Origin of the sequence: Gordonia sp. OPL2, from assembly GCF_003797825.1 — a bacterium.
Lineage (GTDB): Bacteria > Actinomycetota > Actinomycetes > Mycobacteriales > Mycobacteriaceae > Gordonia.
Genome location: NZ_RKME01000009.1, coordinates 76,292 through 89,817 on the forward strand (window position 1 = coordinate 76,292; position 13,526 = coordinate 89,817).

Genomic DNA, 13,526 nt, shown 5'->3' on the forward strand with positions numbered 1-13,526 from the left:
CGGTAGATTAGCCTGGCCTAAGGCATTTCTGTCCGAGGTGCTGTCCTCTGGTCGAACCACAAGGAGGTCCGGGTCATGTCGTTGACCGTCGACTCGACCCCCACCGGGGATCGCCGCACGTCCGGCGACAGCACCGCCCATCCCGCGCAGATCTGTGCGGCCTGGGCGGGTGCGGGTGTGGTCGCCGAGTACGTCGTCTACGAGCGTGCGCGACGATGGGTCTTCGCGGCCGGGGTCGCGGCACGCATCGTGCTCACCGCCGAGACCTTGGAGATCACCGAGACCGACGGCACGCGAACCACACGCCCGTGGAGCGGGGACCCGTCAGCCGCCCTGACCGGTGCCCTGTCGGCACTGTCGTCGCCGGAGTGGCGGGTATACGGCTGGGTGGGTTTCGACTACTGCGCGCCGCATCATGACCTGGCCGATCGCATCGCCGACGACACGATCCTCGCCCACCTGATCATCCCGGAGTTCGAGGCGTCCGTGGACGTCGACGGCATCGACACCGGTACCGCAGCGCCGGCGGTCGCCGCTCGCCTGCGAGAGCTGGCCGAGTCGGTCGCCACTACCGCGGCGCCGTCGCCGATCGACGTCCGCGACGATCAGGACGACTATCGCGGACGGGTCGCGCGGGCCGTCGGTGAGATCGCCGCGGGGCGCTACCAGAAGGTCATCATGTCCCGCCGCGTCGACATCCCATTCCCCGTCGACCTGCCCGCCACCTATGCACGTGGACGTGTCGAGAACAGCCCGGCGCGGTCCTACCTGCTGAGCCTCGGCGGGCTGTCGGCGGCCGGCTTCAGCCCCGAGCTCGTGGTCGCCGTCGACACCGACGGCACGGTCGTGACCGAGCCGCTGGCCGGAACACGCGCGCTCGGTCGGTCCGCGGAACTCGACGCCGCGGCCGGAGCCGAGCTGCTCAGCGACGCCAAGGAGATCGCCGAGCACGCGATGTCGGTGCGGGCGTGCTTCGACGAGATCGCGTCGGTCTCCTTGCCGGGCACGACCGCGGTGAGCGAGTTCATGGTGATCCGCGAGCGCGGCAGCGTCCAGCACCTCGCGTCGACCGTGCGCGGTGAACTGCGGCCCGACGCCGGGCCCTGGCAGGCGCTGACCGTCCTCTTCCCGTCGATCACCGCGTCCGGCATCCCCAAGGCGGCCGCGCTCGACGCCATCTATCGGCTGGAACCGGACCGCCGTGGGCTGTACTCCGGGGCGGTGGTGACGGCGACGTCCGCGGGCGAGCTCGAGGCCACCCTGGCGTTGCGGACGATCTTCGACTCCGACGACGGTGCGTGGCTGCGTGCCGGTGCCGGCATCGTCGGGCAGTCCGACCCCGACCGCGAGTTCGAGGAGACCTGCGAGAAGCTGGCCAGCGTGGCGCCCCACGTGATGCGCCGGCACGGGTCGTGACCGCCGACCGCACGGCCACCAGTCATCCCGACAGAGAGGAGTCCGCATCGATGAACGCCGAACACGAGGTCCGGCAGGCCATCGCATCGGCCCTCGGTGTCGACGCCGACGAGATCGGTGACGACGCCGACCTCATCGAACTCGGCCTCGACTCGATCCGCATGATGAAGATCGCCGGCGGCTGGCGCAAACGCGGCCACCGCCTGAACTTCGCGCAGCTGGCCGCCTCCCCGACGGTGGACGCGTGGGCGACGATGCTGGCGGCGACCGCGCCGGCCGTCGCCTCGCCGAGCGACCCGCGTGAGTCCGACGCCGGTGAGGCCGCCACTCCCGAGGCCGCAGCCCCAGAGCTCGACACCGCGGCATCCATCGACTCCCCGATACCGACCGCACCGGCCGCCGACGACCCGTTCCCGCTCGCCCCGATGCAGCACGCCTACTGGATCGGCCGGACGGATGCCGCCGACCTCGGCGGCGTCGCCGCCCACCTCTACGTCGAGTTCGACGGCGCAGGACTCGAACCCGACCGTCTCCATGCGGCGGTGAACGCGCTCGTGGCCCGACACCCCATGCTGCGGGCACGGTTCCTCCCCGACGGCACCCAGCAGGTCCTCGCCCGCCCGGCGCGTGACCCGTTCTCGGTGCAGGACCTGCGTGATCTGGCCGCCGACGACGCCGACCGTGTCCTCGAGGCGACCCGCGACCGCACCAGCCACCAGAAACTCGACGTCGCGTCGGGGCAGGTCGTCGACATCACGCTGAGCCTGTTGTCGGCGGGACGGCACCGTCTGCACGTCGACGTCGACATGCTCGTCGCCGACGCGATGAGCTACCGCGCGCTGCTGGCCGATCTCGTCGACCTCTACGACGGCGACACCCCGCCAGATCTCGGCGTCACCTACCGTGACTATCTCCGGCATCGCACCGACAACCCGGACCCTGCCCACGACCGTGACCGCGAGTGGTGGGCCGGGCGCCTCGACGACCTGCCCGCCGGCCCCGCCCTGCCGACCCGCTCGGACGTGCGCGCCGACGACGCGAACCGCGTTGTCCGGCATCATCACTGGCTCGACGCCGACGCCAAGGACGAACTGCTGGCGGCGGCCCACGAGCGCGGTGTCACCCCGGCCATCGCGCTCGCGGCGGTGTTCGCGTCGACCCTGGGTGCGTGGTCGGCCGACGACCGGTTCCTGCTGAACGTGCCGCTGTTCCACCGCGAACCCGTCCATCCCGACATCGAGCGGGTGTCCGGCGACTTCAGCTCGTCGATCCTCATCGACGTCGACACACGCCATGCCGATTCGGTCCTGGGCCTGACCCGGTCGATGCAGAAGACGATGCACGAGAACGGCTCCCACTCGGCGTACGGGGCGCTGGAGGTGCTCCGCGACCTCGGTCGGGCCCGCGGGGAACAGGTGCTCGCCCCGGTCGTCTACACCAGCGCGCTCGGATTGGGAGAGCTGTTCTCCGAGAACGTGCTCGAGCGCCTCGGCGATCCGTCCTGGATCGTGTCGCAGGGACCGCAGGTGATCCTCGACGCGCAGGTGACCGAGGTCCGGGGTGGGCTGCTGCTCAACTGGGACGTGCGCGAGTCGGTGTTCCCGGACGGTGTGGTGGACGCGATGTTCGCGCACTATGTCTCCGCCGTCGAGCGTCTGCGCCACGGTGACGCCGGATGGATGGCGACCTCCGCGCCGTCGCTGCCGGCGGATCAGCGCGCGGTCCGGCAACGGGTCAACGACACCGCCGGGGCCACCAGCGAGCGCGTACTACACCAGGAGTTCTTCACCCGCGCGATCTCCGAACCCGAACGCACCGCGCTGATCTGGCGCCACGGAGAGCTGACCTACGGCGAGCTGGCGCGCCGCGCGCTGACGGTGGCCGGCGCGCTGCGGTCGGCCGGCGTCCTGCCCGGCGATGCGGTCGCGGTGTCGCTGCCCAAGGGGCCCGATCAGGTGATCGCCACCCTGGGCGTCGTCGCGACCGGTGCCATCTGGGTGCCCGTTGCGCACGACCACCCGCCGCGACGTCGCGCCACGATCCTGCGCACCGGCGACATCAGGGTCGTCCTCGGTGAGGGACGTGCTCTCGACGATCTGCCCGAGGGCGTCGCCGGCCTCGACCTGACGAGCGCGCTCGACCATCGCACCTCTTTCACCGAAGCCGTTCTCCCGCCTCGGGAGTCGGTCGCCTACATCCTCTTCACCTCTGGATCGACGGGGACCCCCAAGGGGGTCGAGGTGTCTCATCGGGCGGCGATGAACACCATCGACGACATCAATGACCGGTTCGACGTCGGACCCGCCGATCGGACGCTCACCGTCGCGGCCCTGGAGTTCGACATCTCGGTCTACGACATCTTCGGCATCTTCGGCGCCGGCGGTGCGGTGATCGCGGTGGGCGCCGACGACGCCCGTGATCCCGCCGCCTGGCTCGAGCTGTCGTCCCGCCACGGCGCCTCGGTGCTCACCTGTGTCCCGAGCGCACTCGACATGCTGCTGACCGCAGCCGAATCCGGCCGGGCGACAGGAGATCAGCACACTCTGGACTCGCTGCGCGCCGTGCTCCTCGGGGGCGACTGGGTGGGCGTCGACCTGCCACGCCGGCTCCACGCGCTCGCCCCCGCGGCCCGGTTCGCCGGTCTGGGCGGGGCCACCGAGTTCGCCATCCACGGCACGGTCTGTGAGGTCGTCGACCCGCCCGCACACTGGACCGCCGTCCCGTTCGGCACCCCGCTGCGCAATGTCGAATGCCGCGTGGTCGATTCACGCGACCGAGACCGCCCCGACTGGGTGACCGGAGAACTGTGGGTGGGTGGTGCCGGCGTCGCCCATGGCTACCGCAACGATCCCGACCGCACCGCAGAACGCTTCGTCGAACGTGAGGGGCGTCTCTGGTACCGGACCGGCGACCTCGCCCGGTACTGGCCGGACGGCACCATCGAGTTCCTCGGTCGCGCCGACCACCAGGTGAAGGTACGTGGTTTCCGCGTGGAACTCGGCGAGGTCGAGGGAGCGCTGCGCTCGGTGGACGGGGTGCGTCACGCCGTGGCGATGCTGACCGGTGCCCCGGACGGCCCGCGGGCGCTCGCCGCGGTCATCACCACCGACGCGCCGCCGGCGGCGACGACGGCCGAGAAGATCCTCGGCGAGCTCCGAGAACTGCTGCCGGCGTACATGATCCCGGCGCGGCTCGAGATCGTCGATGAGTTGCCGCTGACCTCCAACGGCAAACTCGACCGCGCGGCGATCGCGCGGTCGGTCGCCACCGCGGACGGCTCCGACGGTGGCGACGCGAAGCGACGCGTCGAGCCCGCCGACGACCTCGAGCGCGCGTTGCTGTCCATCGTCGCCGAGGTGCTGCGTGCGGACGCCGATCGTCTCGGTGTGACCGACGACTTCTTCGCCGTCGGTGGGGATTCCGTCCTCGCCACCACCGTGGTCGCGCGCGTGCGGGAGTGGCTCGACGCGCCCCAGGTCGGTGTCGTCGACATCTTCGCCGCGCGGAACGTCCGCGATCTCGCCCGCCGCATCGACGCCGCCGACGAACGGCCGGGCCGGCTCGAGCAGGTGGCCGCGTTGTATCTGGAGGTCGCCGCCATGGACGACGATCAGTTGTCGGAGTCGCTGCGATGACCGCACAACCGACCGAGCGCCTGCTCATCATCGGTGCCGGACCGAAAGCCCTCGCCGTGGCGGCGAAGGCCAAGGTGTGCCGCGACCTCGGCATGCCGGCGCCACACGTCCGTGTGATCGAGGCCCACGCCGTCGGCGCCAACTGGCAGTCGATCGGCGGCTGGACCGACGGGCGGCACCGCCTCGGCACCAGCCCGGAGAAGGACATCGGCTTCCCCTACCGCTCGGCGTTCGCCGGGCGTGGTGGCAAGGACGCTGCCGGCGGCGATCTCAACGCCGAGATCTCCCGACGGATGCTCGACTACAGCTGGATGTCGTTCCTCGTCGAGCACCAGACCTATGCCGAATGGATCGATCGGGGCCGACCGAATCCGCACCACCACGTGTGGGCCCGCTACCTGCAGTGGGTCGCCAACCGCATCGATCTCGACATCGTGAACGCCACGGTGCGTTCGGTGTCGGCGGACGACGAGACCTGGACGCTCGAAGTCGTCGCCGCCGACGGGACGAGCAGTGAGATCATCGGCGACGCACTGATGATCACCGGGCCGGGCGCCAGCGAGACGGCGCTGCTCGACGACGAACGGGTGCTGTCCATCGCATCGTTCTGGGATCGGGTGTCGCGCCGCGACCTCCCGGTCGCCTCACGCGCGGCGGTGATCGGCGGGGGAGAGACGGCCGGTTCGGCACTCGACGAACTCGCCCGCCACGAGGTCATGACGGTGTCGGTGATCTCGCCGGGCGCGACCATCTACACCCGCGGCGAGAGCTACTTCGAGAACGCCATGTTCACCGATCCGACCGGATGGGCGAACATCTCCCCGGAGGAGCGTCGTGAGGTGATCCGGCGCACCGACCGGGGTGTGTTCTCCGTTCGGGTCCAGGACAACCTGCTGGGCGACAACAGGATCAACCATCTGCAGGGTCGGGTGGTCGCCGCCCGGCGGGCCGGGGAGATGATCGCGGTCACCCTGCACAATCCGGGACGGCCGTCGGCGACCCACACCTTCGACCTCGTCGTCGACGCGACCGGTGGCCAGCCGCTGTGGTTCCTCGACCTGTTCACCGACGATGCCGCGGACCTCCTCGAGCTCACCCTCGGGTGGCCGCCGACGCTCGAGCGCGTCGAATCGGTGATCGGACACGATCTGGCGGTCACCGGCCTGACGCCGACGCTGTTCCTGCCCAATCTCGCCGGCTTCGCGCAGGGGCCCGGATTCCCGAACCTCAGCTGCCTCGGGGAGTTGTCGAACCGCATTCTGCGGATCTCGACCCGCCGACGCCGCGACAGCCGTGCGACCTCCATCGGTGAGGTCGGCTGATGCGACGTTCAGAGTCCCTGCGGGACGTCCTCGGGGGTGCGGCCCAGGATGTGCAGCGCGATACGGCGGTCCGGCCGGACGTCGAACTCGCCCACATCGGTCCAGCCGCGCCGGAGCAGCGCCCTGCGCATCCGCTCATTGCGGGCGTCGGGCTCGAGAACCACTCGGCGACACCGCGGCTCGGTGTCGAACAGGACGCCGGCGAGGTCGGCCATGAATCCCGACATCACTCCTCTGCCGATCAGCTCCGGATCCGCGGTCGCGACGTGCAGGCCCATGTCGTGCGGGTCCGCCGGGTACAGCCGTGCGATCTCGTCGCGTGCCGGACGGTACAGCTCGATGTAGGCGACGTCGGTGCCGTCGCGGGAGACGATGAGCGGGCGGGAGTAGTCCCCGGACAGTCGATGCCCGGAGTCGGACTGCCACCGCTGCGCCGACCAGTCCTGCTGTTCCCAGGTCTCCGCGAGGTGTGGCCGGGTGAACCACGACACCAACATCGCGGCGTCCCGGGCCGGATCGACCGGACGAACCGTGAAGCGTCCGACCGTCGTCGGTACGACCGGCGGTCCCGCCGCCGCGACTTCGGCTGGGACATCCGTGATCTCACGGCCGATGGCGTACTGGTCGCTCGACCCCGTGTCGGCGGAATCCATTCCGGACGTCTCCGTTCGGTCTCGGTGATGCGGTCACGCCAGGCTAACCCATGCCCCGACAGCCCCAGCCCACTCCCGGAGGCGACATGACGCAGAACCAGGACAGCCCCACCCGACCGGCGCTCGGCGCGTTGCGACAGTTCCACCAGCCGCTGCGGCCGGATCTGCCGCCGCTGCTGATCTTTCCGCACGCGGGCAGCGGGGCGTCGGCCTATCGCGCACTCTCCGAGATCTTCAGCAGACAGTTCACGGTGCTGATCATGCAGTACCCGGGACGGCAGGATCGGATGCGCGAGCCGGCCGCGGCCGACCTGGGTGACCTCGCCGACGAGGCCGTGGACCACTACCTCGACCGTCCCGACGCGGCGACCGCGCCGCTGACGGTGTTCGGCCACAGCCTGGGTGCGCTCGTCGGTTTCGAGTTCGTCCGCCGGGCCGAGCGCCGGTCCGTCCCGCTCACCGGACTCGTCGTCTCCGCCGCGACCGCACCGAGCCGCGTCGCCGATCTGCCACCGCACCCGACCGACGACGAAGGCCTGATGGCGCACCTGTCGGTCCTGGAGGGAACCGGCACCGGCGTGATGGGCAGCGAGGCGGTCATGCGGATGGCGCTGCCCGTGCTGCGGGCCGACTACCAGGCGTTCGACGGATACCGGTGTTCCGCGGACGTCCGCATCGCCACGCCGATCACGGTGATCGGTGGCGCCGACGACCCGGTCATCAAGCCGCACGACCTGCACACCTGGTCGGCACACGCCGACGATGTCACCGTCAGTGTGTTCGACGGCGGGCACTTCTACCTGCACGAGAGCGGGCCGGAGATCCTCGAGGTGCTCACCGAGACACGCGATGCCGCCCGACCGGATCGGGCGCGACGATGACACCCGGCGTCGAACCCGTGGTGATCGCCGGGATGGCCGTGGAGGCGCCCGGCGGTATCGAGACCCCCGAGGACTACTTCACCGCCCTCGCCGACGGCGTCGAACTGATCGAACCCTTTCCCCGCGACCGTGACTGGCCGGTCGACCAGGTGCTCGCGCTCGGCAACCTCGACGGCTGGGGATCGGTGCCGGACGCTGGCGGATTCCTGCGCGGCGCTGCCGAATTCGACCCGCTGTTCTTCGGGATCAGCCCACGCGAGGCGGTCGCGATGGATCCGCAGCAACGCGTCGCCATGCGCGTGGCCTGGCGTGCCCTGGAGAACGCGGGCATCAATCCCGCGTCCCTCGGCGACGAGGAGGTCGGCGTCTACATGGGCGCGTCGATCGCCGAGTACGGACCACGTGCGGCCGCCGTCAACGAGTACTCCGGTCACCGGATCGCCGGCACCGCACTCGGTGCCGTCGCCGGACGGATCTCGCACTCACTGGGCCTGATCGGGCCGTCGATGACCGTCGACACCGCCTGTGCCTCGTCGTTGACCGCACTGCATCTGGCTGCGGCCGCCATCCGCTCCGGCGACTGCGAGTGGGCGTTGGCCGGCGGGGTCTGCGTGATGGGATCGCCTGCCGCGTTCGTCGAGTTCGCCAAGAACAACGGACTCGCCACCGACGGGCACCTGCGGTCCTACAGTGCGTCGGCGACCGGCACCCTGTGGGGTGAGGGCGCAGGAGTCGTGATCGTCGAACCCGAGGGCCGGGCCCGACGACTCGGCCACCGCGTCCTCGGTACCGTGCTCGCCACCCGGGTCAACCACAACGGGCGGGGCGCTCCCATCGTGGTGCCCAGCGCGTCGGCCCAGCAGCGGCTCGTGGAGCGCACCATCGCCGCCGCGGGGATCTGCCCGGCGGACGTCGACGTCATCGAAGGCCACGGGACCGGCACCCCGCTCGGCGATCCGATGGAGCTCGAGGCACTGCAGAACACCTACGGCGCGTCACGACCCGCCGACGACCCGGTCCTGCTCGGTTCGGTGAAATCCAATGCGGGACATGCCCAGGCGGCGGCCGGCATCATGGGCCTGATCAAGATCCTGCTCTGCGGGGCGAACGGGGAGACGGTGCCGAGCCTGTTCGCCGACGACCCGACCGACAAACTCGACTGGGACCGTGGCGCGCTGCGCCTGGCGACCGAACGACGCGAGTGGATTCCCCGGGGAACACACCGATACGCGGCGGTGTCGAGCTTCGGGGTGTCGGGCACCAACGCCCACGCCATCATCGGCATGCCCGTCCCGAACTCCGCCGACACCGAGGGCGCCCATGTCTGAGCATCCGAGTGCCACACCGGGGCCCACCCTGCCCGACGGCCGCGTCCCGATCCTCATCTCCTCGGACACGGCCGAACTCGTCGTCGAGGAAGCGGCCGCCATCGGTGACTGGGTGCGTCGGCATCCCGACGTCGGCCCGGCGCGAGTCGGTGCCCACCTGTTGCGCACCCGGCCGGCGCGGCGCCATCGTGCACTCGTTCTCGCGAGCGAACACGCGCAACTGCTCGACGCGCTCGACGCCCTCGCGGCCGGTCGCGTCCACCCCGACGTCGTACGAGGTGCAGGTGCGGCCGCGCCGCGTCGGATCGCCTACACCTACCCGGGGCAGGGTGGTCAGCGTCCCGGGATGGGGGCCTCGTATTACCAACTGTCCGAGCACTATCGGCGTGAGGTCGATGCGTGTCACGCACAGTCGATGAGACTGTTCGGCGAGTCGCCCCGCGACTACGTCCTCGGCGAACTCGCCGCCGACGACCCGTCCGCGACCGACGTCCGGACCATCCAGCCTGCCCTGTTCATGCAGATGGCGGGACTGACCGCGATGTGGGACGGGGCAGGTGCGACACCGGCGGCGACCGTCGGACATTCGCAGGGCGAGATCGCCGCGGCGTACCGCAGCGGCGCGATGACCCTGTCCGACGCGCTGACGATCGTGACCGTCCGGGCGCGCCTCGTCCACGAGTTGTCGCCCCGCGGACACACGATGGCCGTCGTCGGTATCGACGTCGACGAGTGCGAGGACCTGCTCGCGCGGAACTCGGGGTGGGCGCAACTGTCGGTGGTGAACTCGGCCCACATCCTGTGCATCTCGGGCAAACGCGAGGCCGTCCTCGGCATGGTGGACGCGCTGACCGCACAGGGCAAGTTCGCCAAGGAGATCCGCGTCGAGTACCCGGCCCACACCAGCATCGTCAGTGAGTATCAGCCGGCGTTCCTCGATGCACTGGGCACCTACCTGGAAAACGAGTCGATGCTCGCCGGGGCGATGCCGTGCATCGGCGCCACCCTCGGCCGCGCGGTCGACGAGACGATGTCGTTGGGTGACTACTGGTTCTGGAATCTGCGCAACCGGGTCCGCTTCGACAAGGCGATGACCGACGCCGTCGTCGGCCACCGCGCCGACTTCTTCATCGAGATGTCCGAACATCCGACGCTCCTGCTGGCCATGGGAGAGACGCTCTCCGACGTCGACGAGGCCGGCCTCGCTGCGCGGCCGGTGATCGGCACGTCCCGCCGCGACGCCGCCGGACTCGAGGAGTTCACCCGAAACGTCGCCGCCGTGGCCGTGGCCGACAGCGGATTCCGCTGGGACGCACTGCAACCCGTCGATGATCCCGTCGGCCCCGGTGAACCGCCGCTGCTCGGCTTCCCGAACACCGTCATGCGTCGCGTCCACCTGTGGGCCGATCGCGAGGCGGGGCGCGACGACGAGGTGAACCTGCCCGGCTGGGCAGCGCGACAGGCAGGCAACGCGGTCCATCGTCTGGTGGAGACGTGGCGGCCGTGCAAGCGTCGGAGTCTCTTGCCGCCGAGGCGGATCGCGATCCTCGATCCGACCGACCAGGGTGCCGGCCTGGCGCGGGCCATCGAGGCCGCCGCGGAGCAGCAGGGCGCATCGGCAGTCGTCGTCGGCGCGGGTGATCAGCCCCTGGACGCCGACACGGCGGTCCTGCTGGTGGGGCCGGCCGGCACGAAACCCGATGGCGCGCCGGATCATCTGGCCGACGTCCTCGTCGACGGTCGGTGGCGTGCGGGGCTCGATCCGATGCCCGGGCAGTTCTGGTGGGTGACCATGGGCGGCGAGCAGGTGGTCGACGCCGACCAGACTCCGGATCTGGTGCACGCGTCGCTGACCTCGGCGCTGCGCTGTGCAGCAGCCGACCACCCGGCGGTCCGATTCCGGCACCTCGATCTGGACCCGCTCTCCGACGGCGATCCGGGTGCCGAGGTGGTCTCGGCCGTGCATGTCGCCGACGAGGCCGAACTCGCGGTGCGCGCCGGAACGCTCTACGTCAAACGGCTCACACAGGCCGACGGTGACGATGGCGAGGAGGGCGATGAGGGTGACGTCGTCACCGAGTCCACGCCGGATCTCACCCATGTCCTCATCACCGGGGGCACCGGCAAGCTGGGACTCGAGTTCGCTGATCATCTGGCCGCGGCGGGTGCCGGGCGGATCACCCTCGTCAGCCGCTCCGGCGGGACCTCCGACGTGGCCCGCCGCATCGAGGCCGTGCGTCGGCGGCACGACACCGTCATCGACGTCGTGCGCTGCGACATCGCCGACGAGGCCGCACTCGCCGGTCTCGCCGCGGCACTGCCCGAGCCGGCGACCCTGGTGGTGCATGCCGCGGTCAACTACGTCGCGACACCGGCCGGCGACATCACCCGCGCGGACCTCGACGACGCGTTGAGGGCCAAGGTGACCGGTCTGCGCTCGGTGCTGTCGGCGATCCCGAGCGCCGACGACGTCCGTGTGCTGCTGTGCTCGTCGCTGTCGGCGACCCTGGGCGGGCGCGATCAGGCGCTGTATGCGCTCGGCAACCGGATGCTCGATGTCGTCGCGGCGGAACTGCGCGCGGACGGGACGCGTGCGGCCTCGATCCAGTGGGGCCTGTGGCGGGTGCAGGGACCGCTCGACGTCACCGGAGTCGCGCGGGTGCAGGGCGCCGGCGTGGTGCCGATGACGCCGTCGGCGGCGCTGGCGGTCGGGTTGAGTGATCTGTCGACGGACAGCATCGTGTTGTCGGCGGACTTCGCCGAACTGCGCGACGTGCTCGCACTGCTCGGTGCGCAGCGACTGTTGGCCGAGATCCCGGACGACGCGGCCGCTCCGAGTGCCATCGTGCGACCGGCTCCGGGCACAGTCGAGTCGACCGACGTCGTCGAGGACACCGAGCGCACCCAGCTTGTCGAACCAACCCAGCCTGGCGAACCTGCCGCGACCGCCGAACCCGCCGGGTCGGGCGGTCCCGCGACGACCGCGTCCGTCGCGGACCTGCTGAGGTCCGAGCTCGCGGTCACGATGGGCCTGGATCCGGCCCAGGTCGACCTCGATCCCGACCTCCCGCTCGTCGCCCTCGGCCTCGACTCCTTGCAGGCATTGGACCTGCGCAAGCGGGTCAAGACCGTCCTCGACCAGGATCTGCCGATCGAGGCGATCCTCGGTGGCGCGACGTTGCGCGAGGTCATCGAGCTGATGGGGTGACGCCCACCGCGCCCGATCAAGTAAGGTCACGCTAAATGGCAGTGTGGCGGGCCCTCGGGGTGGTCGGCCATCGGGTGACCGACGATCATGCACTGTTGCCGAAGCAAGGGGAGTTGTCCACCATGTCGCCTGATTACGACGACACCGCCACCGGGCCGATCGGATCACCGGCCTACTCCGCGTCGACGCCGGAGCCCGACACCACCGAACCCGCTGGTGACGAGCGCGCGCCGCGAAACGGTGACGGGGTCAACTGGCCGACCGTGCTCATGGCCGGTGGCATCTCCGCGATCATCTCGGCACTCGTCGTCACCATCGGTGTCGTCGGTCTGCTGCTCTCCGACATCGGGCGCGACAACAACGCCGCGTCGAACAGTGCGCAACCGACCGTGGTCAACCTCGGATCCGCGCAGAGCCAGGGCCCGCAGGCCAGCGCACCGGGGGCCGCACCGCGGGCGACGGCCCCCGGCGCTCCCGCCGCCGGCGCTCCGGCCGTCGGCGAACCGGCCGGGCCCCCCGGCGAGGGCAGCAGCGCAGATCTCCCCGCGGGTGGCGGCGCCTCCGGTGGCGGAGTCGCGCCTGGTGCTGCCCCGCAGCCCGCACCCGAGGTGCCGGCCGCGCCGCAGCAGACCCAGCAGCAGGCGCAGACCCCGACATCGCGCCCGACACCGACCGTCGGACAGCTGCAGGGTGACCTGAACGCGCTCGTCGGTGGCGGTTCGGCCGCGCAGAAGGGTCAGCGGCTCGAAGGGGGCCAGCGGGCCGCCACCCAGGCCCAGCCGATCGTGCTGCTGCTCCAGCGGTTCAAGCCGCTCGGCTTCACCTATCGCGTGGTCGGTCCGGTCAGCGTCACCGGCAACACCGCCAAGGCCACCCTCGAGCTCCGGTCGCCGGGCTATCAGCCGGCCCGCATGCCGGTCTACTGGGTCTGGAAGGACGGCCAGTGGAAGCTCTCGAATCGCTCGATCTGCGACATCGGGTCGTACGCGCAGATTCCCTGCAGCCTCTGAGCGTCTGTTCGTCGCCCGGGTAGCGACTCGCCCCCACGAGCACGAGGCGGACGGTATGACTCTCGGCGGACGA

Annotated in this window: 8 protein-coding genes; 7 read left to right on the forward strand and 1 reads right to left on the reverse strand. The window is 70.7% G+C overall.

Features of this window, described 5'->3' with window-relative positions; translation table 11 throughout:
- Positions 1 to 75 precede the first annotated feature (75 nt).
- From EEB19_RS11535 to EEB19_RS11545, 3 genes are read left to right on the forward strand one after another with little or no spacing between them, the layout of a single operon-like run.
- Entirely contained in the window at positions 76 to 1,416 is a 1,341-nt protein-coding gene (locus EEB19_RS11535) for a salicylate synthase (protein WP_187586304.1), read from the forward strand.
- A 50-nt stretch (positions 1,417 to 1,466) separates the two neighbouring features.
- Positions 1,467 to 5,051, forward strand: a complete 3,585-nt coding sequence (locus tag EEB19_RS11540; RefSeq protein WP_187586306.1) for a non-ribosomal peptide synthetase — start codon at positions 1,467 to 1,469, stop codon at positions 5,049 to 5,051.
- On the forward strand, positions 5,048 to 6,373 hold the full coding sequence (locus tag EEB19_RS11545) for a SidA/IucD/PvdA family monooxygenase (RefSeq protein WP_187586308.1): 1,326 nt from the start codon (positions 5,048 to 5,050) through the stop codon (positions 6,371 to 6,373). The genes EEB19_RS11540 and EEB19_RS11545 overlap by 4 nt, the downstream gene beginning before the upstream one ends.
- Positions 6,374 to 6,381: 8 nt before the next feature.
- Here EEB19_RS11545 and EEB19_RS11550 read toward each other — a convergent pair whose 3' ends face one another.
- Positions 6,382 to 7,026 carry a GNAT family N-acetyltransferase gene (locus EEB19_RS11550; RefSeq protein WP_187586310.1) on the reverse strand — a complete coding sequence of 215 codons (645 nt, stop codon included), beginning with the start codon at positions 7,024 to 7,026 and terminating at the stop codon, positions 6,382 to 6,384.
- An 86-nt stretch (positions 7,027 to 7,112) separates the two neighbouring features.
- Here EEB19_RS11550 and EEB19_RS11555 point away from each other — a divergent pair, with 86 nt between their 5' ends.
- The 4 genes from EEB19_RS11555 to EEB19_RS11570 are packed head-to-tail and all read left to right on the forward strand — an operon-like array spanning position 7,113 to position 13,453.
- Positions 7,113 to 7,907 carry a thioesterase II family protein gene (locus tag EEB19_RS11555; protein WP_187586312.1) on the forward strand — a complete coding sequence of 265 codons (795 nt, stop codon included), beginning with the start codon at positions 7,113 to 7,115 and terminating at the stop codon, positions 7,905 to 7,907.
- Entirely contained in the window at positions 7,904 to 9,235 is a 1,332-nt protein-coding gene (locus EEB19_RS11560) for a polyketide synthase (RefSeq protein WP_187586314.1), read from the forward strand. The genes EEB19_RS11555 and EEB19_RS11560 overlap by 4 nt, the downstream gene beginning before the upstream one ends.
- Complete coding sequence (gene nbtC, locus EEB19_RS11565) at positions 9,228 to 12,443, forward strand: nocobactin polyketide synthase NbtC (protein WP_187586316.1); 3,216 nt, start codon at positions 9,228 to 9,230, stop codon at positions 12,441 to 12,443. The genes EEB19_RS11560 and nbtC overlap by 8 nt, the downstream gene beginning before the upstream one ends.
- 35 nt (positions 12,444 to 12,478) lie before the next feature.
- Positions 12,479 to 13,453, forward strand: coding sequence for a hypothetical protein (locus tag EEB19_RS11570; protein WP_187586318.1), 975 nt, complete (start codon positions 12,479 to 12,481; stop codon positions 13,451 to 13,453).
- Positions 13,454 to 13,526 lie beyond the last annotated feature (73 nt).